A 21,510-nucleotide genomic window follows, 5' to 3' on the forward strand; every position below is an offset into this window, starting at 1 on the left:
CGTGTGTTCGTCTTCAACCGGTGGGAGAATGAACACCGGTTCAGGCGAATCACAGCACGGGAGAGGGATGTGACGGCGACACCACCGCAGCCGTACTCGCCGTTGGTGTCGCGCGCACACCGCCCGGTGACGGACGCCCTCACCCTTCTCGCCCTGCCGCTCGTCGTCGCGCTCGCGCTGCCCGCCGCGTTCGCCGGCGGCGGCACCCGGCGCTGGTTCGGCGGGCGGGCGGAGGGCCAGCGCGCCGAGGCGCAGGCCGCGAAGGACGCGGCGGCGGCCGCGTTCTACGAGCTGGACACCGCCCAGCGGGATCTGCGGATCTCCATCGAGACGATCACGGCGGTGGACGACAGCCCGGCCGCCCGGCGCGCGGTCTCCGGCTTCGCGGAGATCGGCCGGCGCATCGACGAGGCCAGCGGCCGTTACATCGAGGCGGTCGACGCCCATGACCTCGACCGGGACGACCTGGAGGCCTCGGCGGCCGCGCGGGCGCGCACCGAGCTGACCCGGGCCAAGGACGAGCTGGGCAACGTCAAGAAGGAGCTGGATCGTTTCGCCGAGGGGCTCGGCCCACTGCTCGGGAAGGCCGAGACCCAGCTGGCCCGGCTCGCGCCCGCCGTGGAGCGGGCCCGGCAGGCGCTGCTGGCCGCGTCGAACGCGCTGGACGCCGTACGGCGGACCGGACTGACGGCGGACGACCTGGCGGCCCGGCTCGCGGCCCTCGGGCCCGAGCTGACCAGGCTGAACCAGGGCGCGGGACAACACGGCGTGCCGCAGACGCTGGAGCGGGCCGAGCGGGTCTCCCGGGAGGCCGCGGCGGTCCGGGCGGAGGCCGAGCGGCTGCCGGAGAAGGCCGCGGAGATCGACCACCGGCTGGTGTCGCTGCGTACGCGGGCGCAGGCGCTGACGACCCGCGCGGGCCAGGTCGACCCGATCCTGAGCGAGCTGCGGCGGCGGTTCGCGGCGGCCTGCTGGCAGGACCTCCAGCGGGTGCCCGAGCAGGCCGCGGAGAACGTACGGCAGGCGGAGGCGCGGCTGCGGGAGGCGCAGGCGGCGCGGGACGCCCAGCGCTGGCCGGACGCCACCTCGCTGCTGTCCACGGCGCGGGCGCTGCTGAACACCACCGACGAGGCGGTCTCCGCCGCCGGTGACCGGCTGAACCGGCTGAACGCCGTGCAGAAGGATCCGCAGGCCGAGATCGACCGGACCCGGTTCGCGATCCGGGACGCGCAGCGGCTGGCGATGGCCGGGCGCAACACGCCCGATCCCCGGGACGCGCGCCCCCTGGACGAGGCGGTGGCCCGCCTGGAGCGGGCGATCGGCACCCTGGAGGGCCGCCACCCCGACTACTGGCACTTCCTCACCGAGACGGAGGGCGTACGGCAGGCGGTGGCCGCCGTGGTGACCCGGATCCGCGAGGAGCGCGGCGCGGCCCACTGACGGCCGCCGCCACCGACGTTTGCCGCTCGAGCCGGGCGGGCGGATATTGGGGTAGGTACAGGGCCTCCCTCGGCACATCCACGCGCAAGGAGGCGGAGATGGCCGCACACGCACTGCACGCCCGTCGGCGGATCAGGCTCGACGACCACCTGCCCGTCGATCACCGGCTGAACCTGGTCTACCGGATCGGCGCCGGGCTGATGGGGCTGGGTCTCGTCGTCTTCGGGATCTTCGGTGTCATCGACGAGATCGGTTTCTTCGACACCGGCGGGGACGAGGTCTGGAGCCTGAACACCAACGGCGCGCTGAGCTGGCTGTCCATCGGGGTCGGACTGCTGCTCTTCGTGGGCATGGTGATCGGCGGGAACTTCGCGTCCACGCTCAACATGACCCTCGGGATCCTGTTCATCCTCAGCGGCTTCCTGAACATGGCGCTGCTGGAGACGGACTACAACTTCCTGGCCTTCAAGATCCAGAACTGCATGCTGAGCTTCGTGATCGGGATCCTGCTGCTGGTCTTCGGGATGTACGGCAGGGTCGGTTCCGCCCTGCCGCACGACAACCCGTACTGGCGGGCCCGCCACCCGGACGAGGCGGCGGACCGGCCGGCGATCGAATGATCAGGTGCGGTAGGCGTAGTAGTACGCGTTCGGGTACGACGCGACGAGGCTCGCCACCGACCGGCGCAGCGTGTTGTTCGAGTGGTAGGTCACGTACGGGATGCCGTTGGCCTTGTACGTGACGATCATGGTGTGGTCCTTGGACCCGTCCCGGTCGAAGTCCATCTGGAGGACGTCACCGACCTCGAGCTGGTAGACGTTCGCCAGCGCGGTGGTCCGCTTGGAGTTCTGGGCGAACCACGACCACTCGTTGACGCCGACGAACGAGTCCGACTGGATGTCGGCGTTGCCGAACCACTTGGTGTAGTCGTAGACGTAGCCCGGGACGTGCTTCCAGCCGCCCGCCTTCAGCGACTGGCTGACGAAGTTGGTGCAGTCGCCGCCGGCGGTGTGGTTGTTGAAGTCCGGGTAGTCCTTGTTGTAGGTGTACACGTACTTCTCGGCGTAGGCCGCCATGGCCTTGTAGTCGTACGTGGTACCCGTCTTCGGCACGGCGGCCGGGTTGCGGGTGGTCGCCGCGCGCGCCGCGTTCGGCATGGTGTCGTCCGCCGTGGTCGCCTTCACGGACGCCACCGGCTTGGAGAGCGTGTTCACCGCGAGGCCACCCTGGTCGGTGTCCGTGACGCCGGTGAGCTGCCAGTTGCCGCTCCGGTCCGCCTTGAAGGTCAGCTCGTGCTGCGCCTGGAAGCCGGTGGTCTTCGGCTGGCCGGCGGTGGCGCCCGCGTAGGTCAGGGTCGTGGTCTCGGTGACCGCGGCCTTGGCCGTACGGCCCGTCACACGCGTGGCGTTCAGGGTGACGGTGGTGGCGGCCTTGCTGTACTTCTCGCCGGCCTTGGCCAGCTTGTCCTTGCGCTGTCCCAGCGAGGACAGGGTGGCGTCCTCGGTGCGGGCGGTGCCGGCGGACAGCTTGACGTCGCCGGAGAAGCCGTTGGTCAGCGGCTCCTGACGGTTGCCCTGCTTGCCGGTGACCAGGGCGTCGGTGCGGTCGGTGAAGACCGCGTCCGCCAGCCGCTGGAAGGTGGCCTTCGTCTTGGCGTCGACCGTGGGGTCGTCGACGACCGCGGCGCCCGCGGACCAGTTCGGGAGCAGCGCCGCCCCCGCCACGACCGAGGCGGCAGCCGCCCCGAATATCGTGGCGCGGCGCCTCGAACGGCTCAATTTCCTTGACTTCACTGATGTTTCCCCTCTTGCCCGGCGGAGGGATGCCGGAGAGGGCATCTTTGCATGGCGTGTGTGGGTCATGTGAAGAGGGGTACGGTTGAGGTTTGGTTACTTCGCCGTCACTTCACGACGGTCGACCAGTCGGCCGGCGACTGGGCCGGATCCAGGCTGCGCAGCGCCGCCAGCGTCTCGGGCTTCTGCACGTCCATCCAGTCGGCCAACTCCTTGAAGGACACGCACTTGACGTCCTTCTTGGTGCACACGTTCTCGATGACGTGGTCGACGGCCTTCATGTAGATGCCGCCGTTCCAGTTCTCGAAGTGGTTGCCGATGAACAGCGGGGCGCGGCTGCCGTAGTACACGCGGTTGAAGCCGGACATGTAGGAGTCGATGGTCTGCTGCTGCCACTCGGCGTACTTGGCGGGGTCGCCCTCGGTCTCGCCGTTCGACTGGTTGTAGAGGAAGTTGAAGTCCATGGACAGGGCCTGGATGTCGCCGTACGGGAGTCCCTGGAGCGGGAAGTCCCACAGGCCGTCCTTCTTCGTCGGCCAGACCTGGAGACCGCCGGGGTTGGACGCGTCGTAGCGCCAGCCGTAGCTCTTGGCCGCCTTGATCAGGTTCTCCTGCCCCTCCAGGCAGGGCGCCCGGCCGCCGGTGACCTCCTTCTTGAAGTCGAAGGGCAGCGGGTCCATGTCCTTGTAGCCGGTGTTGGTCTTCCAGTTCTCCACGAACTCGTAGAACTGGTCGATCTCGCTCTTCCACTGCGCGACGCTCCAGTCGCCGCCGCCCTTGGCGCCGCAGAAGTGCCCGTTGAAGTGGGTGCCTATCTCGTTGCCCTCCTCCCAGGACTCGGCGAGCTCCTCCAGCGTGGTGCGGATGTGCTCGTCGGTGGGGAAGCTGATCGCCGCCGCGCCCTTGGAGTGCATCGGCGGCGAGTACAGGTCCCGCTTGCTCTTGGGCAGCAGGTAGATGCCCGTGAGGAAGAAGGTCATATGGGCGTTGTACTGCTTGGCCATCTCGCGGTAGTGCTCGAAGAGCCCGTCGTCGCCCGCGAGCGCGCCGTCCCAGGAGAGGACCACGAACTGGGGCGGCTTCTCACCGGGCTTGAGGGGTTCCGCCTTCAACTGGTCCTTCTGCGGACCGGTGTACGAGGTGGAGCCGTCCCCGAGGACGTGGGTCTTGCCGTCCCACACCGGCTCCTTGCTCGCCTTCGCCGACGCCTTCTTGCTGTCCCCCGAGGACGCCGTGGGCTGGGTGTTGTCGGTGCGGTCGAGCACCAGGTAGCCGCCCATCAGCGAGGCGACGACGAGAAGCGCCGCCAGGGTGAGGAACCCTGGGTGCGCGGCGGCGGTGCGGCGCGGTTCCGCGGCCTTGCGGCGGCGGCCCGACGGTGACTTCATGTGCGGCTCATTCTCCGGGTGTGGGGACGCGGGGCCCGTTCGGTGGTCAGCCGAGCGGGCTCATGGCACCTGACCAGATGCCGTAGGGAACGCTGTCGTCGGTGGTTCCGGCGATGCCTTCCAGCGGCAGTGGTTCAAGGCTCTTGGTGAGGTCGATGCGGTACACGACGACCGCGGTGGACACCTTCTCGGCGGTGCCGACGTACCAGGAGGCGGTGTCCTTGTCGGTGGTGCCGGCCTTGCCGGCCGGGGCGGACCCGGACGCGGGCACGTCGGACGGGTGGGCGGTGCGGAAGGAGTCGGTGAGCGCGGAGGTGACCTCCTCGGCCACCTCGGCGCGCATCGCCCGCTTGGGCTTGGGGGTGTCCAGGACGACCTGGGAGCCGTTCCTGGTGATCTTCCGCACCGAGTACGGCTCGGTGTGCCTGCCGTCCGCGGCGAAGGTGGAGTAGCCGCTCGCCATCCGGATCGCGCTGGGCGTGGAGCTGCCCAGGGACAGCGCGGGCACCTGGGCGCCGATGCTGGACGCCAGGAAGCCGGAGGCCTCCGCGGTCTCGCGCACCTTGTCCAGGCCGGTGTCCATGCCGAGCTGCATGAACGGCGTGTTCACCGACAGCTCCAGCGCGCGGTGCAGGGAGATCTGCCCGTAGGACCTGCCCCCGTCGTTCTCGGCGGCGACCCGTTTGCCGCTGCGGTCCCAGTAGTAGCCCTCGGGGGTGGTCAGCAGGACCTTGTCGTTGCCGTTGTAGAGCGACTCGCCGGTGACTTCGGCGGCGTCCCCGTCGTCACGGGTCTTGTGGATGCCGTTCTCCAGCCCCGCGGCGTAGACGAAGGGCAGGAAGGCGGAGCCGGCCGGGACGGTGGTGGCGTTGGACTCGTTGTAGCCCTGCGTACGGTGGTCCGGGCCGCCGTAGACGGCGAGGATCCGTCCGTCGGAGGCGACCGAGGCGGCGCCGTAGTGGGCGGCCTTCGCCTTCTTCGGCTCGTCCTCGAGGGCCTTCTTGCGGGCGTCGGTGACGGCCTTGGTCAGCTCGTCCTCGCGCTTCTTGTCGAAGGTGGTGTAGACCTGGTAGCCGCCCAGGTCGAAGTCCTTGTCGGAGATGCCCCCGGCCTTCTTGGCGTACTGGGAGGCGAGCTCCACCAGGTAGTCGCTCTGCTCACCGGTGTCGTACAGCGGGTTGCTCTTCAGCGGCTCGGGGAACTTCGTGTACTTGGCCCGCTCGGCCTTCGTCAGCTTGCCGATCTCGACCATCCGGTCCAGGGTCCACCGCCAGCGCTCGACGGCACGGGCGCGGTTGGCGCTGGACAGGGTCGGGTCGTACAGGCCGGCGCCCTTGAGCAGGGAGGCGAGGAACGCGGCCTCGCTGGCGTTGAGCTCGCCGACGTCCTTGCCGTAGTAGGCCTGGGCGGCGCGCTGGATGCCGTAGGTGCCGCGGCCGAACCAGCTGGTGTTGAGGTAGCCCTCGAGGATGTCGTCCTTGCTCATCTGGTTGTCCAGCTTGAGGGAGATCATCGCCTCGGTGAACTTGCGGCCGATCGTCTGTTCCTGGTTCAGGTAGACGTTCTTGACGTACTGCTGCGTGATCGTCGAGCCGCCCTGGGTGTCGCCCTGGCCGATGGTGCGGAACAGGGCGCGGCTGATGCCCTTGACCGAGATGCCGGGGTCGCTGTAGAAGCTCGCGTTCTCGGCGGCGAGGACCGCCCAGCGGACGTCCTCGGGGATGTCCTTCAGCGGCATCGCCTGCCGCTGCACCCAGCCGGTGCGGGCCATGGGCGTGCCGTCGGACCAGAAGAACACGTTGTCCTGCTGGGTGGCGTAGGAGTTGAGGTTCTCCGGGATGTCGGTGGCCGCGTAGGCGACGACGAGGAGGAAGGTGCTCAGGCCCAGGGACGCGAAGAAGCCCCCCAGGCACTGCCGCCAGGAGGGTATCCAGCGCCGCCAGTCGGTACGGCCGGGGCGCGGGTACTGCGGGCGGAGCCTGCGGACGTAGGGAGTGACACGAGTCACATAGGGACCCAGTACCGCGACAAGGGGGGCCAAACGCGATCGCAAAACCATGGATATTCGGGCAAACAGGGAGGGGCGTGGGGCTTTGCGGCGATTCCCCGAAGTACGCGCTTTCTCCGAACTCCCCGAAGTGTCGGGCACTTTGGGAATGTCCGACATCCGCAGCTGCATGGTCTCGTCCGCCCGGAAAGCAGCGGGGATCTTCAACTGCATGGTTTCGTCCGGCCTTTGGGGCTCCTCCCCCTGCCCCACCTGGTCCACTACGCGTCTCCCTCCGCACCTTCGTATTGCTCGCACAGGCAGACGTACAGACGTACGAGGGTCTGACATGGTTGCCGTGGACTCGGCTGCAAACCCTGAATCCCCCCGACCTCGCGGTTCATCGCGGCACCCTCAAATTACCAGCGCCCTTCGCAAATTCTCCACATAAGAAATCGACAGACGTGAACAGAAGCAGAACTCCGGTGGGGTCTGCCCGGCATATGAGGATTAACCTGTCGCCATGCCTCGCTACGAGTACCGCTGCCGGACCTGCGGCGACACATTCGAACTGAGCCGTCCGATGGCGGAGTCCGCCGCCCCCGCCGCCTGCCCGGCGGGCCACGACGACACCGTGAAGCTGCTGTCAGCCGTCGCCGTCGGCGGCACGGCGAACGCCCCCGCGCCCAGGGCGGGCGGCGGGGGCGGAGGCGGCTGCTGCGGCGGAGGCTGCTGCTCCTGACCGCTACCGGGGTCCTCGGACCGCCTTCAGGAACTCCCGCAGGATGCGCTCCCCGGCAAGGACGCCCCGCTCGGGCAGGGCGGTGATCCCGGGGGCCGTCCACTCCGTGTCGGCCAGCTCGCCGTGGCCCGGCCGCCAGCCGCGGTCCACGGCCAGCAGCAGATCGGCGTCGAGCAGGGAGTCCCCGGCACCCAGGGCCAGCTCGGCGCCGGTGCGCCGGGCCACCTCGCGCACGGCCGCGCTCTTCGTCAGCGGCTTCGGCACGGCGTAGATCTTGCGGCCCTGCAGCGACACCGTCCAGCCCCGGTTCTCCGCCCAGGCCGCCAGCTCCTTCACCCACTCCTCGGGCAGCAGCTCGCGCTCCACGACGAGATAGGCGAACAGGTCCTCGGCGACCCGGTGCTTGCGCACCCACAGCGGGTCGGCGGTGGCCTCCAGATGCGCGCGGACCTCGTCCAGGGGCGCGCACTGCTCCGCCAGCCGCGCGAGCACCCCCGCGTGCCAGTCCTGGTCGGTGACCCCGTCGACCAGGATGTGACCGCCGTTGGCGCAGATCGCGTACTTCGGGGCCGGCCCCGGGAGATTGATCCGCAGATACTGCTTGCGCGTCCGGGTGGTCGTCGGCGTGAACACCGCCGCGTCCCCGAGGTCGGTGAGCAGCCCGGCCGCCGTCTCCGTCATGAACGACAGCGGCCTTGCCTCGTGCACCTCCACGCACAGCAGCCGGGGCGCCCGCGCGTCCGGCATGGTCAGCGCCAGCGCCGCCGACGAGTAGATCAGCGTCCGGTCGAGGTCGCTCGCCACCAGCACGGCCATCAGAGTGCCACCGCCTTGCCGTCGGCGCCGGTCGCCCCGCGCGTGTACTTCGGATGGATCAGCCCCACACAGGTGTACGGCAGCTCGCCGACCTCCTCCACGGGCACCCCTCTCTGCTCCGCCAGGAGCCGTACGTGGTCCAGGTCGGCGCCCGCCCCGGCCCGCGCCAGGATCTTCCAGGGAACCCGGCGCAGCAGCACCCGGGTGGTCTCGCCGACACCCGGCTTGACCAGGTTCACATCGTGGATGCCGTACTCCTCGCTGATCCGCTCGACGGCCGCCCAGCCCTCCCAGGTGGGCGTACGGTCGCTCGCGAGCAGCTCCTTCACCGCGGCGGCCACCGCCTCCGCGACCTCGCCGAAGCGGGCGGCGACGGCGTCCAGGAAGGCCACGGAGACATCCGCGCCGGCCAGCTCCCGGTAGAACTTCGCGCCGTGGAAGTCGTCCGGACCGACCAGGTCGGCCCGCAGGACCGTCCGCGAGATCAGTCCCGAGACCGTCGAGTTCAGGCACGCCGAGGGGATCAGGAAGTCCTCGCGGGTGCCGTACGTCCGCACGCACGAGCCCGGGTCCGCCAGCACCGCGATCTCCGCGTCGAACCCGGCCGCGCCGCCCGCCGCCTCGAACTCCTCGATCGCCGCGGCCAGCTCCCGGGTGATGGCGCCCTTGCCGGTCCAGCCGTCCACGAACACCACGTCCCGCGGGTCGTGGTGGGCGGCCAGCCAGCGCAGCGCGTTGGCGTCGATGCCCCGGCCGCGCACGATCGACACGGCGTAGTGCGGCAGGTCGAGACCGTGGCGGAACTGGGCCCAGCGGCGCATCAGGACGCCCACGGGGGTGCCGGCGCGGGCGAGGGAGACCAGGACGGGGCGGGGCGAGCGTTCGGCGATCACCGTCTCCGTGACCACCCCGACCGCCTGCGCGATGCGCGCGGCCGACGTCTCCAGCGCCGCCTGGAACAGCTCCTGGTACTGCTCGCTCGGCTGGTACTCGACCGGCAGCGACTCGGCGTAGTGCGCGCCGCCGCTCTGGATGGCCTCCTCCCGCTCCTCGGTCGGTGCCTCCAGCGTCACGTCCGAGAGGTCCTGGAGCAGCCAGCCGACCTCCTCGGGCGCGTACGAGGAGAAGGCGGGGCCGCGGAGGGGCTCGGGCAGCATGGGGGGCCTTTCGGGGACGTACGACGGGATGACCGCCAGGACCACGTGCGGGGTGTGTGCGGCGAGCTGTGCCAGCAGGCCGTCGGGGGCGTGCAGCGCGGGGGTGTCGGCGGCCGAGTCGACGACGGCCACCACGGCGTCGAAGCCGGCGCCCGCGACGTTGTAGGCGTACCGGTCGCCGGGGCCGTCGGCCGGGTCGTCGTGCGCGGGGAAGGTGAGGCGGCTGCGGATGGCGTAGCCCGGGTCGTCGACGGCGAGGACGGGGGAGCGGGTGGTGGTGCTGTAGCGGATCTCGGCGGTCACGCTCCGCTCCAGCTCGCAGGCCAGGCGGAGGGGGGCGTACATCAGCTCCTCGAAGCCGAGGATGTGCACGCGGTGCGCGTCTTCCGGCAGTGCTTGTGCGAGGCGGACGGCCATCGCGGGGAGTGCGGCTTCCAGTTGTATTCGGTGCTCGGGGGTGAAGCCGTGGCGTCCGCCGTCAGGGACGCTCTGGGGCCAGTCGAGGTCTACTCGGGTGTGGGGCGGGTGCGGGTGCGTGGGGGCTGGTCGCGCCCACGCGGCGGTGGCCGCAGAGTCAACCCGGCCCCGCGCCCCTGGGGGGTTGCGGTCGAACCTCGCCACAAGGTCCTGGCCCTTTTCCAGAACACCCTCGGGGAGTCGTACCGTGCCCGAAGCCGTCGCCACCAGATCGACGCGCGCGCCGATCTCCCCCGCGAACGCCTCCAGACGGCCCGCGTCCTGCGGGGACCTCATGTCCACCAGGGCGACCACCACGTAGCGGCCCCGCGGGTAGCGGTCGTGCAGGTCCCTGATCGTGTTCATGATGGTGTTGCCCGTGGAGAACTCGTCGTCGACCAGGACCAGGGGGCCGGTGCCGACCAGCAGGGTCGCGTCCTCCGGGAGCAGCAGGTGGGACGTCGCGTGGGAGTGGGACTCCTCGAAGCCGCCCGCCCGGGCGACGCCCGCGACCGGGCGGCGGGTCGAGTGCAGGTAGGGGGCCGTACCGAGGCCGTCGGCGACCGAGTGGCCGAGGCCGGTGGCGGTCTCCGCGTAGCCCAGGACGACCGCCCGGTCGCTGTCCGCCTCGCCGAGCAGCTCCCGCACCCTGCGGCCGAGTGCGAGACCGTGGCCGTACACCACGGACGGGGACTGCGGGACGTGCTTGCCCAGCACGTGGGACACCAGCAGATGGGCCCGCTTGGGGTTGCGGCGCAGGGCCAGTCCCAGCATCTCCTTCAGCGTGTCGTCCCCCGCGATCCCGACCCCGAGCCGCTCGGCGACCCAGCTGCCGGACCAGACCCCGTTGTTCACTGCGTTGTTCATGCGTCCCTAGAGAGTGAGGTGGTTTCAGCCGGGAATGCCGGCGGCGAGCAGGTCGACGAAGCTGACGTCCTCGTTGGCCACACCGAAGACCTCGGCCCGGAGCATGGTGCGCTCGGCCCAGGCGCGGTGCGGCTTCACCTCGTTCATCTTGTTCGTGTACTGGGACCTGAGCACACCCCCGCCGCCGCGTTCCGGCCGCAGGATGTCCGCCGCGTCGCTGTACTCCTCGTGACTGACGACGGACAGCGCGTGCACGGCCGGGACGTGCGAGGGGTGGATGCAGGTCTTGCCGAGCAGACCGTTGGCCTGGTCGAGGGAGATCTCGCGCAGCAGCCCGTCCATGGCGTGCTCGATCAGTCTCTCGCGCAGCTCCACGGCCTGTCCCTCCAGGAAGGGGCTGTGCCGCAGCATCGGCTTGAACATGCGCTCCGGGACCCGGAAGTACTCCCACACCGGCCCGGTCACGGTGAACCCGGTGCCGTCGGCGCGGCCCAGCATGTTCACCACGTCGGCGATCACGGAGGCGACGATCTGGACGTCGTAGGCGGTCATGTCGGGCGCCCGGCGCAGACCGTACGAGGAGCAGAAGTCGGTCACTCCGAGGCGGAGCGCCAGTACCCGGCCCCGGTACTTGTCGACCGCGCGGGCGATGCCCTCCAGGGCGTCCACCCGGGACTCCCGGTACATCAGCTCGGGGGTCTCCAGGACCGGCATGCCGAAGAGGCGGCGGCCGCTCGCGTGCTCGGCGGCGGCGAGGGCCTCCAGGAAGGGGATGCCGCGCTCCTCGGTGAACTTCGGGAACACGAACCCGCTCAGCAGGCCGGTGTGCGGGCCGAGGCGGCGGACCAGGTCGGGGATCTGCTCGGGTGTGCGCACCCGGATGAACAGCAGCGGCCGGTCCAGATCGGCGCGTCCCGCGAGGTCGGCGAACTGGCGGACGAGGTTCTCCTCGCCCGCCGGGACGTCCTCGTCGCCGATGGAGTCCTCCAGGCACAGCACCATCGAGACCACGCCGCGCCCGGTCTGCTTGACGATGTCGTCGGCCAGCTGGGGCCGGGTGGCCGGACTGTAGAGCGTGGCCCCCAGGGCCGCGGAGAGCAGCCTGGCCGGGGAGTCGGCGTCGAAGACGCAGGGCTCCCGGTGGAAGAGACGCTGCCGCACCTCGGGGGCGAGGTGCCCGAAATGACGCATAAAACTCCCCCGTGTTGCAGGTCAGGCTGTGGATTCCGGATGAGGTGGCCGGTAATAGTACGTAGAAGTCCATGTCAGGGGTTCCCGCCGGGCATGAATTTCAGGTAACTCGCCCGTGTGGGTTCCGCTGTGTGTCCGTGTACCCCGCGTTGTCGTGATCAGGACCGAGAGGGCAGGATGACCGCATGACGCACGCGATGCTGAAGGGGTCCAACGTCCCGCTCAAGGCAACCACGGTACGCGCTGTACTGCGCTGGACGCCCGGGCAAGGGGTGCCGGACGTCGATGCCTCCGCGCTGCTCCTCGGTCCCGACGGCCGCGTGCGCTCCGACGAGGACTTCGTCTTCTACAACCAGCCCCGGCACCCTTCCGGGAAGGTCTGGCGGCTCGGCAAGAAGCGGGGCGCCGAGGGCCTCACCGACACCATCCAGACAGATCTGGCCGGTGTCGAGCCCGGCGTCAGTCAGATTCTCCTGGTCGCTTCGGCGGACGGCGTCGCCTTCGACACCGTACGGTCGCTCAGCATCCTGCTGTACGACGCGGCCACCGACGGTGACCCGATCGCCACGTTCGACATCCGCCCCGAGACGGGCGAGGAGACCGCGCTGATCTGCGGCGAGCTGTACCGCCGCGGCGAGGGCTGGAAGTTCCGCGCCCTGGGCGAGGGCTACTCCAACGGCCTCAAGGGCCTGGCGACGGACTTCGGCATCTCGGTGGACGAGTCGGAGGAGGCGGCCGGCACCGCGGACCCCGCCCCGCTCCCGCCCGGCCCGAGCCTCTCCCAGCCCCTCCCGCCGGAGCAGCCCACCGCGCAGGTTCCCCAGCAGCAGCCGGCCTACGGCTACCCGAACAACCTCCCGACGCATGGTTATGCGTACCCGGACGGTTCCTTCCAGCTGCCGCCGCAGGGGCCACAGTTCATCGGACGGTGAGGAGTCGCTCGCGCACGCGCTACTTCTCCGCCTTGGTCTTGTAGCCCCGACCCCACTGCAACCCCCACCCGTACAGCCGGTCCAGCTCGGCCTGGAAGCCGTACACGAACCGCACCTCCCGCCGCACCAGCAGCTCCCCCTTCACGTTCTCGATCATCACCACCGCGCACGACCGGGCCTGCGGATGCCGCTCGTCGAGACCTATCTCGATCCGCGGCCCGTTGCTGGGATACAAGGTCACCATCGCGTGCGTCCGGTCGAACGCCGGCGTCTGGTCGTAGATGTACACGAACACCAGAAGCCGCTTGATGTCGTCCCGGTGGTCGAGGTTGACGTACATCGTCTCCCCCGACGCCGACCCGAACCGGTCGTCCCCGCTGAGCTTGACGTACGGCGGTGCGTTGACGTCCCCCAGCAGCCCGCCCAGCGGCTGTACGACCCCTTTCGTGCCGTCGGCCAGCTCGTACAGGCATCCCAGGTCGAGGTCGACGTTGACCATGCTCTGGCTGTGCCCGATGACCTCCGGCGGTTTGAGCGCCTTGAAGGGGTGCCGCAGCAGACTCTCCCGCTGGGGCCCGCCGATGTCCGAGGTCCGCATCCGCCAGGTCAGGTTGACCCGCAGGTTCCCCGTGGCCGCGCCCTGTTTGGTCAGGGAGACATAGTGATGCCGCTTGGTCAGTTCGATCGCGTTGGTCGCCGCGCTGCCCGAGTCGAACTCGGCCGTACGGCTGCCCAGAAGCCCGTCGAAGAATCCCATTCCCGCCCCCACGTTTCTCGCACGACATAACGGCGGGGCGGCCGTGGAGGACAGCGTCCCTCATCGACCGCCCCGCTCAGAGCGTTCCTCGGCGCAACCCGGTTCACACCGTGCCTACACCCCGGACGAGACCTCGGTCTTCTCGTCCGAGCCCTCAGCTTTTCCCTCGGCTGCCGCCAGTGCCTTGTTGCGGCGCACGGAGGACCAGAACGACCAGGCGATCAGGACGACGCCGACGAGACCGGTGATGACCTCGTTGATCTCGTACTGGATGGTGACCATCAGGATCACGGCCAGGGCGCCGATCGCGTAGTGGGCGCCGTGCTCCAGGTAGACGTAGTCGTCCAGGGTGCCCTGACGCACCAGGTAGACCGTGAGCGAACGGACGTACATCGCGCCGATGCCGAGGCCCAGGGCCATGAGCACGATGTCGTTGGTGATGGCGAACGCGCCGATCACGCCGTCGAAGGAGAAGGAGGCGTCCAGCACTTCCAGGTAGAGGAACATGAAGAACGCGGCCTGGCCGGCCAGCACGACCGGCGAGCGCTGCTTGCCGGAGCGGACGGCCTCCTCCTCTTCCTCGTGCTCGCGCTCCTCCTCTTCCTCGAGTTTGTCCTCGAAGTAGCCGGAGAGACCGCCGACGACCATGTAGGTGATCAGACCGGCGATACCGGAGATCAGGACGGTCTGGGCCTTGTCGACATGTCCGCCGCCGTGCTGGTGGGCGTGGGTGGCGAAGGTGAAGGAGGTGATCAGCAGGACGATCAGGGCGATGCAGACCGACAGCATGTCGACCTTGCCGAGCTTGGCGAGCGGGCGCTCGATCCAGCGCAGCCACTGGATGTCCCGGTCCTCGAAGATGAAGTCGAGGAAGATCATCAGCAGGAACATGCCACCGAAGGCGGCGATCGACGGGTGCGCGTCGGTGACGAGTTCCTGGTAGCGGTCCTTGTTGTTGAGCGCGAGGTCGACGGCCTCGATGGGGCCCATCTTGGCGCTGATCGCGACGATCACGACGGGGAAGACCAGCCGCATGCCGAAGACCGCGATGAGGACGCCGACGGTGAGGAAGATCTTCTGCCAGAAGGCGTTCATCTTCTTCAGGATTCCGGCGTTGACCACCGCGTTGTCGAACGACAACGAGATCTCGAGGACGGAGAGGATCGCCACGATGCCGAAGGCCTCCCACCCCCCGTAGAAGACCGCAGCGGCCAGACCGAGCGCGGTGACCGCGAACGACCAGCCGAAGGTTTTCAGAAGCACTGGCTACCCAATCCCTGTGTGTACGGGTCTCCCCCGCGCCGTACTCGGCTTTACGAACTTTTGAAGCCGAAGTCTAGTCCTGCCCCCCTCGCAGCCCACCGGGGACCGGCTTTTGCTCATAACGCGTTATGTGACGTTCACCCCGAAGTCCAGGGCGATGCCCCGCAACCCCGACGCGTACCCCTGTCCGACCGCCCGGAACTTCCACTCGCCCCCGTACCGGTAGAGCTCGCCGAAGATCATCGCGGTCTCGGTGGAGGCGTCCTCGCTGAGGTCGTAGCGCGCGAGTTCCTGGCCGTCGGCCTGGTTGACGACGCGGATGAAGGCGTTGGACACCTGGCCGAAGGTCTGGCCGCGCTCGTCGGCCATGTGGATGGAGACCGGGAAGACGATCTTGTCGCAGTGGGCGGGCACCTTGGAGAGGTCCACCAGCACCGACTCGTCATCGCCCTCGCCCTCACCGGTGAGGTTGTCGCCGGTGTGCTCCACGGAGCCGTCGGGGCTCTTGAGCTGGTTGTAGAAGACGAACCACTCGTCCCCGAGCACCCGGCCGCTGTTGCACAGCAGCGCACTGGCGTCGAGGTCGAAGGGGGCTCCGGTGGTGGAGCGCGCGTCCCAGCCGAGCCCGACCATCACCTGCGTGAGGTTCGGCGCGGCCTTGGACAGGGAGACGTTGCCCCCTTTGGCGAGCGTGACGCCCATATTGCTGGTCCTCCCCTGGTGCTGCCACGTGGTGCTTCTTCGGTTGTCCTGCGCGTCCGGCGCCGCCCCTAAACGGGCGGCGCCGGGTGAGGTCCCCCGCTCGAGCGAAGCCGAGAGCGGGGGAGGGTGAATCCTTCGGGCGCCCTGCGGCTCAGACGTTGACGCCGAAGTCCTGGGCGATGCCACGCAGGCCGGAGGCATAGCCCTGGCCGATGGCGCGGAACTTCCACTCCGCGCCGTGGCGGTAGAGCTCGCCGAAGACCATGGCGGTCTCCGTCGAGGCGTCCTCGCTCAGGTCGTAGCGGGCGATCTCGGCGCCGCCGGCCTGGTTCACCACGCGGATGAACGCGTTGCGCACCTGGCCGAAGGACTGCTGGCGGTTCTCCGCGTCGTAGATCGACACCGGGAAGACGATCTTCTCGACGTCGGCCGGGACCGTCGCCAGATTGACCTTGATCGCCTCGTCGTCGCCCTCGCCCTCACCGGTGGTGTTGTCACCGGTGTGCTCGACGGAGCCGTCGGGGCTCTTGAGGTTGTTGAAGAAAACGAAGTTGGCGTCGCTGCCGACCTTGCCGGCGTTGTTCAGCAGCAGCGCGCTCGCGTCCAGGTCGAAGTCGGTGCCGGTCGTGGTGCGGACGTCCCACCCCAGACCGACGATGACCGCGGTCAGGCCCGGGGCCTCCTTGGTCAGCGATACGTTGCCGCCCTTGCTGAGGCTGACTCCCACGAGTCCTCCCTTGGTGTCCAGGGGCGGGGAGCCCCATCGTGCGTGGATAACGGATCTATCGGATCAACGAGTCGATCCTAGTGACGGGTTCCCGACCCACGCAGGCCCTGGAGCCGATGAATCACAGGTGTCGGCGACGGCGGGGGGCCGGGGCGGCTCAGAGGGTGTCGAGCGCCTTGACGTACTCACCGAGGTCGCGGGCGTCCGGCAGCGCGTTGACGACGGTCCAGCGGACCACGCCCTCCTTGTCGATGACGAAGGTGCCGCGCACCGCGCAGCCCTTGTCCTCGGCGAAGACGCCGTAGGCGCGGGAGACCTCGCCGTGCGGCCAGAAGTCGCTGAGCAGCGGGTACTCCAGGCCCTCCTGCTCGGCGAAGACGCGCAGGGTGTGGATGGAGTCGTTGGAGACGGCGAGCACCTGGGTGTCGCGGTCGGCGAACTTCGGCAGGTTGTCGCGCACCTCGCACAGCTCGCCGGTGCACACGCCGGTGAAGGCGAACGGATAGAAGAGCAGGACGACGTTCTTCTCACCGCGGAAGTCGGAGAGCTTCACGGCGGCGCCGTGGTTGTCCTTGAGCTCGAAGTCGGGGGCCTTGTCGCCGACCTGGATCGCCATCGCGTGGATGTCCCTTCGGGTGGGGCTGTCTGGGTGAGAACACCCTACGCAGCCGCCGTCCGAAGCCGACGGACGGGCCGAGCACGACGACTGCTCGGCCCGTCCGGGGACGGTCTACTTCTTGGACTTCGCGGCCTTGGGCGTCACCAGCCGGCTGCCGCTCCAGTCCTTGCCCACGCTGACGCTCTTGGAGGCGGACAGGCCCGCCGTCGTCGCGGCTTCCGAGATGTCGCTCGGCTCCACATAGCCGTCACGGCCGGTCTTCGGCGTGAGGAGAAGGATCGAGCCGCCTTCTTCGATGTACGTGGTGGCGTCCACCAGCGCATCGGTCAGGTCGCCGTCCTCGTCGCGGAACCACAGCACGACGGCATCGGCCACGTCGTCGTAGTCCTCATCCATCAGCTCGCTGCCGATGGTTTCTTCGATGGACTCGCGGAGCTCCTGGTCGACGTCGTCGTCGTAGCCGATCTCCTGGACCACCTGCTCGGGCTGGAAACCCAGCCTGACGGCAGGGCTCGTCCGCTCCTCCGCGTGGTCCGCGGTCGCGCTCACGGGTTGCCTCCTGATCATGTCTTGGGAATAACTCAGCCACGCGCGTGCGCGAAGCATTGGCCGTAGTCCACACGGGCGGGGCGGATCGCGCAAGTACCCGGCGGTTCGGACCGCCGAAACGGTGACGATCCTGGCCGTGTCGACGCAACTCCAGGCACGAGATCCGGACGGATGGTGACGTACACCACACCTTTCTGCCCCGTTTGCGCATTTGAGAACCATCCAAGGGTACGAGACTCGAACGGGCACTGGTTACCCCGGGGTAGAGATGACGTTTGGACTTCCGAGGTACACGATGGGGGCGGTGCAGATACTGGAGAACCAGCGAGATTAACAGCGAGAGTAAGGAACAGCGTGGCTTCCGGATCCGATCGCAACCCGATCATCATTGGCGGCCTTCCGAGTCAGGTTCCTGACTTCGATCCCGAGGAAACCCAGGAGTGGCTCGACTCCCTCGACGCCGCGATCGACGAGCGCGGCCGGGAACGGGCCCGCTACCTCATGCTGCGGCTGATCGAGCGCGCCCGCGAGAAGCGTGTGGCCGTGCCGGAGATGCGCAGCTCCGACTACGTCAACACCATCCCCACCAGGGCGGAGCCGTTCTTCCCCGGCAACGAGGAGATCGAGCGCAGGATCCTCAACGCGACCCGCTGGAACGCGGCGGTGATGGTGTCCAGGGCCCAGCGGCCCGGCATCGGCGTCGGCGGTCACATCGCCACCTTCGCGTCCTCCGCGTCCCTCTACGACGTGGGCTTCAACCACTTCTTCCGCGGCAAGGACGAGGGCGACGGCGGCGACCAGGTCTTCTTCCAGGGCCACGCCTCCCCCGGCATCTACGCCCGCGCGTTCCTGCTGGACCGGCTCAGCGAGCAGAACCTCGACGCGTTCCGCCAGGAGAAGTCGAAGGCGCCGTACGGGCTGTCCTCGTATCCGCACCCGCGGCTGATGCCGGACTTCTGGGAGTTCCCGACCGTGTCGATGGGCCTCGGCCCGATCGGCGCGATCTACCAGGCGCGGATGAACCGCTACCTGCACGCGCGCGGGATCGCCGACACGAGCAAGTCGCGGGTGTGGGCCTTCCTCGGCGACGGCGAGATGGACGAGCCGGAGTCGCTCGGCCAGCTGACCATCGCCGCCCGTGAGGGTCTGGACAACCTGACCTTCGTCGTCAACTGCAACCTCCAGCGGCTCGACGGCCCGGTGCGCGGCAACGGCAAGGTGATCCAGGAGCTGGAGTCCGTCTTCCGGGGCGCCGGCTGGAACGTGATCAAGCTGATCTGGGACCGCACCTGGGATCCGCTGCTCGCGCAGGACCGGGACGGCATCCTCGTCAACAAGATGAACACGACCCCGGACGGCCAGTTCCAGACGTACGCCACCGAGTCCGGCGCGTACATCCGCGACCACTTCTTCGGCGACGACCAGCGGCTGCGGGCGATGGTCCAGGGCATGACCGACGACCAGATCCTGCACCTGGGGCGCGGCGGCCACGACCACAAGAAGATCTACGCGGCGTTCAAGGCGGCCGTGGAGCACACCGGCCAGCCGACGGTGATCCTCGCCAAGACGATCAAGGGCTGGACGCTGGGCCCGAACTTCGAGGGCCGCAACGCCACGCACCAGATGAAGAAGCTGACGGTGGCCGACCTCAAGGGCTTCCGCGACCGGCTGCACCTGCCGATCTCCGACAAGGAGCTGGAGTCCGGCCTGCCGCCGTACTACCACCCGGGGCGCAGCTCCGAGGAGATCCAGTACATGCACGACCGGCGCCAGTCGCTGGGCGGGTACGTCCCCACCCGTGTCGTGCGCTCCAAGCCGCTCGCGCTGCCCGAGGACAAGACGTACGCGAGTGTGAAGAAGGGCTCCGGCCAGCAGTCGATCGCGACGACCATGGCGTTCGTCCGGCTGCTCAAGGACCTCATGCGGGACAAGGAACTCGGCAAGCGGTTCGTGCTGATCGCGCCGGACGAGTACCGCACCTTCGGCATGGACTCGTTCTTCCCGAGCGCGAAGATCTACAACCCGCTCGGCCAGCAGTACGAGTCGGTCGACCGCGATCTGCTGCTCGCGTACAAGGAGTCGCCGACCGGCCAGATGCTGCACGACGGCATCTCGGAAGCGGGCTGCACGGCCTCGCTGATCGCGGCGGGTTCGGCGTACGCCACGCACGGCGAGCCGCTGATCCCGGTCTACGTCTTCTACTCGATGTTCGGTTTCCAGCGCACCGGTGACCAGTTCTGGCAGATGTCGGACCAGCTGGCGCGCGGTTTCGTCCTGGGCGCGACCGCCGGCCGCACCACCCTGACCGGTGAGGGCCTCCAGCACGCGGACGGCCACTCCCAGCTCCTCGCCTCGACGAACCCGGGCTGTGTGGCGTACGACCCGGCGTACTCGTACGAGATCGCGCACATCGTGCAGGACGGGCTGCGGAGGATGTACGGCAGCTCGGCGGAGCATCCGCACGGCGAGGACGTCTTCTACTACCTCACCGTCTACAACGAGCCGATCCAGCACCCGGCCGAGCCCACGAACGTCGACGTCGAGGGCATCCTCAAGGGCATCCACCGGCTGAGCGAGGGCACGGCGGGCTCGGTCCCGGCGCAGATCATCGCCTCGGGTGTGGCCGTGCCGTGGGCGGTCGAGGCGCAGAAGATCCTCGCCGAGGAGTGGAACGTCAGGGCGGACGTCTGGTCGGCGACCTCCTGGAACGAGCTGCGGCGCGAGGCCGTCGAGGTCGAGCGGCACAATCTGCTCCACCCGGAGGAGGAGCAGCGGGTGCCGTACGTGACGCGCAAGCTGTCCGGGGCCGAGGGGCCGTTCGTGGCCGTCTCCGACTGGATGCGGGCGGTGCCGGACCAGATCGCCCGGTGGGTGCCGGGGACGTACCAGTCGCTGGGCGCGGACGGCTTCGGCTTCGCCGACACCCGTGGCGCGGCGCGGCGCTTCTTCCACATCGACGCGCCGTCCATCGTCGTGGGCGTGCTGACCGAGCTGGCCCGGGAGGGCAAGCTCGACCGGTCGGTGCTGAAGCAGGCGATCGACCGGTACCAGCTGCTCGACGTGGCGGCGGCCGACCCGGGGGCTGCCGGAGGCGACGCGTAGCGCATAGCGCACGAAGGGGTGGTGGAGTCGATGGCTCCACCACCCCTTACGCATTCTTTACGATGCGTCCATGCACGCACGCACGGCGCAGGAGCGTTGGGAAGAGCTGAGCCAACGGCCGCTGCTGGCCCTCGCCCTGGTGTTCGCGGTCGCCTACGCCGTACCGATCGTGGACACGTCGGCCGGCCATACGGTGACGGCCGCGTGCACCGTGGTCGAGTGGGGGGTGTGGGGGGCGTTCGCCACGGACTACCTGGTACGGCTGGCGCTGACGTCCGACCGGCGGACGTTCGTCCGCACCCACTGGCTGGACCTGTGCGCGGTGGTGCTCCCGCTCGTCGCGGAGCTACGGCTGCTGCGGCTCGTCTCCACGCTCCTGCTGCTGGGGCGGCGGGCGCGGATGGCCACGCAGATCCAGGTGACGACGTATGTCGCGGGGGTGGTCGTCGGGCTGCTGATGTTCGGGTCGCTCGCCGTGCTGTCGGTGGAGCGGGATTCACCGAACGGGAACATCCGCACGCTGGGTGACGCCCTGTGGTGGTCGTTCACCACGATGACCACGGTGGGCTACGGCGATCACGCGCCGACCACCGGGATGGGCCGGATCATCGCGGTCGGGCTGATGCTGTCCGGCATCGCGTTGCTGGGTGTGGTGACCGCCAACATCGCCGCCTGGTTCATCGAGCGCTTCGAGAAGGACGACGTGGAGGAGCGGGCCCAGACGGCGGCGATCCTCGCGCTGACCGAGGAGGTCCGGGCGCTGCGCGCGGAGGTGGCCGAGCTGCGGGAACGGCCGCCGGTCGAGCGCTGAACGGCCAGGGCTGCGGCGCGCCGTCCCCCTCCGGCAGCGCGTCGCAGCCCTGGCCGCCCTCCCATCCGGAGGGCTTGACTAACTGTGACCCGTGGCGTGTTCCGGAGGCGAGGGGCCTTTAGCGTTGTCACCCTGATAGGGGAATTTCATTGACGTCGCGTCAGGTTCGCCCCCGGTGCACGGGCTTCGGTACAGGCTTCGGTACGGGCTT

Annotated in this window: 18 protein-coding genes; 6 read left to right on the plus strand and 12 right to left on the minus strand. The window is 69.1% G+C overall.

The features are described from left to right. The first annotated feature begins 69 nt into the window (after nucleotides 1–69). Both AQJ64_RS07670 and AQJ64_RS07675 read left to right on the plus strand, forming a co-directional pair. Nucleotides 70–1,440, plus strand: a complete 1,371-nt coding sequence (locus AQJ64_RS07670) for a hypothetical protein (RefSeq protein WP_055633318.1) — start codon at nucleotides 70–72, stop codon at nucleotides 1,438–1,440. A gap of 98 nt (nucleotides 1,441–1,538) precedes the next feature. Then, nucleotides 1,539–2,060, plus strand: a complete 522-nt coding sequence (locus AQJ64_RS07675) for a DUF4383 domain-containing protein (protein WP_055633317.1) — start codon at nucleotides 1,539–1,541, stop codon at nucleotides 2,058–2,060. Here the strand turns inward: AQJ64_RS07675 and AQJ64_RS07680 are convergent, their stop codons facing one another. From AQJ64_RS07680 to AQJ64_RS07690, 3 genes are all read right to left on the minus strand, one after another. Further along, nucleotides 2,061–3,233 (minus strand): amidase domain-containing protein, encoded by a 1,173-nt coding sequence (locus AQJ64_RS07680; protein WP_167738973.1) that lies wholly within the window; start codon nucleotides 3,231–3,233, stop codon nucleotides 2,061–2,063. It lies immediately after the preceding gene. 107 nt (nucleotides 3,234–3,340) lie between these two features. Beyond that, nucleotides 3,341–4,621 carry a polysaccharide deacetylase family protein gene (locus AQJ64_RS07685; protein ID WP_055633315.1) on the minus strand — a complete coding sequence of 427 codons (1,281 nt, stop codon included), beginning with the start codon at nucleotides 4,619–4,621 and terminating at the stop codon, nucleotides 3,341–3,343. A 46-nt stretch (nucleotides 4,622–4,667) separates the two neighbouring features. Then, complete coding sequence (locus tag AQJ64_RS07690; protein WP_079061518.1) at nucleotides 4,668–6,842, minus strand: transglycosylase domain-containing protein; 2,175 nt, start codon at nucleotides 6,840–6,842, stop codon at nucleotides 4,668–4,670. A gap of 289 nt (nucleotides 6,843–7,131) precedes the next feature. Between AQJ64_RS07690 and AQJ64_RS07695 the strand changes: the two genes are divergently transcribed. Beyond that, on the plus strand, nucleotides 7,132–7,350 hold the full coding sequence (locus AQJ64_RS07695) for an FmdB family zinc ribbon protein (RefSeq protein WP_059202503.1): 219 nt from the start codon (nucleotides 7,132–7,134) through the stop codon (nucleotides 7,348–7,350). Between the two features lie 3 nt (nucleotides 7,351–7,353). Here the strand turns inward: AQJ64_RS07695 and AQJ64_RS07700 are convergent, their stop codons facing one another. The 3 genes from AQJ64_RS07700 to AQJ64_RS07710 are packed head-to-tail and all read right to left on the minus strand — an operon-like array spanning nucleotide 7,354 to nucleotide 11,837. Continuing rightward, nucleotides 7,354–8,166, minus strand: coding sequence for an HAD family hydrolase (locus AQJ64_RS07700; protein ID WP_055638773.1), 813 nt, complete (start codon nucleotides 8,164–8,166; stop codon nucleotides 7,354–7,356). Then, on the minus strand, nucleotides 8,166–10,646 hold the full coding sequence (locus AQJ64_RS07705; RefSeq protein WP_055638774.1) for a phosphoribosyltransferase: 2,481 nt from the start codon (nucleotides 10,644–10,646) through the stop codon (nucleotides 8,166–8,168). Before AQJ64_RS07705 ends, AQJ64_RS07700 begins: the two co-directional genes overlap by 1 nt. Nucleotides 10,647–10,670: 24 nt before the next feature. After that, on the minus strand, nucleotides 10,671–11,837 hold the full coding sequence (locus tag AQJ64_RS07710) for an HpcH/HpaI aldolase/citrate lyase family protein (protein WP_055638775.1): 1,167 nt from the start codon (nucleotides 11,835–11,837) through the stop codon (nucleotides 10,671–10,673). Nucleotides 11,838–12,022: 185 nt separating this feature from the next. Between AQJ64_RS07710 and AQJ64_RS07715 the strand changes: the two genes are divergently transcribed. After that, nucleotides 12,023–12,769, plus strand: a complete 747-nt coding sequence (locus tag AQJ64_RS07715) for a TerD family protein (protein ID WP_059202504.1) — start codon at nucleotides 12,023–12,025, stop codon at nucleotides 12,767–12,769. Nucleotides 12,770–12,788: 19 nt separating this feature from the next. Here the strand turns inward: AQJ64_RS07715 and AQJ64_RS07720 are convergent, their stop codons facing one another. From AQJ64_RS07720 to AQJ64_RS07745, 6 genes are all read right to left on the minus strand, one after another. Continuing rightward, nucleotides 12,789–13,526, minus strand: coding sequence for a TerD family protein (locus AQJ64_RS07720; RefSeq protein ID WP_055632980.1), 738 nt, complete (start codon nucleotides 13,524–13,526; stop codon nucleotides 12,789–12,791). A 114-nt stretch (nucleotides 13,527–13,640) separates the two neighbouring features. Continuing rightward, nucleotides 13,641–14,789, minus strand: coding sequence for a DUF475 domain-containing protein (locus tag AQJ64_RS07725; RefSeq protein ID WP_055632981.1), 1,149 nt, complete (start codon nucleotides 14,787–14,789; stop codon nucleotides 13,641–13,643). A gap of 126 nt (nucleotides 14,790–14,915) precedes the next feature. Further along, nucleotides 14,916–15,491: a TerD family protein gene (locus tag AQJ64_RS07730; protein WP_055632982.1), complete on the minus strand. Its 576-nt coding sequence runs from the start codon at nucleotides 15,489–15,491 to the stop codon at nucleotides 14,916–14,918. Between the two features lie 151 nt (nucleotides 15,492–15,642). Beyond that, on the minus strand, nucleotides 15,643–16,218 hold the full coding sequence (locus AQJ64_RS07735; protein ID WP_055632983.1) for a calcium homeostasis/redox stress adaptation protein: 576 nt from the start codon (nucleotides 16,216–16,218) through the stop codon (nucleotides 15,643–15,645). Nucleotides 16,219–16,375: 157 nt separating this feature from the next. Continuing rightward, nucleotides 16,376–16,834, minus strand: coding sequence for a peroxiredoxin (locus AQJ64_RS07740; RefSeq protein ID WP_055632984.1), 459 nt, complete (start codon nucleotides 16,832–16,834; stop codon nucleotides 16,376–16,378). 114 nt (nucleotides 16,835–16,948) lie between these two features. Next, complete coding sequence (locus AQJ64_RS07745; protein WP_055632985.1) at nucleotides 16,949–17,386, minus strand: DUF3052 domain-containing protein; 438 nt, start codon at nucleotides 17,384–17,386, stop codon at nucleotides 16,949–16,951. Nucleotides 17,387–17,740: 354 nt separating this feature from the next. Here AQJ64_RS07745 and aceE point away from each other — a divergent pair, with 354 nt between their 5' ends. Both aceE and AQJ64_RS07755 read left to right on the plus strand, forming a co-directional pair. Then, on the plus strand, nucleotides 17,741–20,488 hold the full coding sequence (aceE, locus tag AQJ64_RS07750; protein ID WP_055632986.1) for a pyruvate dehydrogenase (acetyl-transferring), homodimeric type: 2,748 nt from the start codon (nucleotides 17,741–17,743) through the stop codon (nucleotides 20,486–20,488). A gap of 70 nt (nucleotides 20,489–20,558) precedes the next feature. After that, nucleotides 20,559–21,299, plus strand: a complete 741-nt coding sequence (locus tag AQJ64_RS07755; protein ID WP_055632987.1) for a potassium channel family protein — start codon at nucleotides 20,559–20,561, stop codon at nucleotides 21,297–21,299. Nucleotides 21,300–21,510 lie beyond the last annotated feature (211 nt).

The sequence above is a fragment of the Streptomyces griseoruber genome (assembly GCF_001514205.1).
GTDB classification, from domain to species: domain Bacteria; phylum Actinomycetota; class Actinomycetes; order Streptomycetales; family Streptomycetaceae; genus Streptomyces; species Streptomyces griseoruber.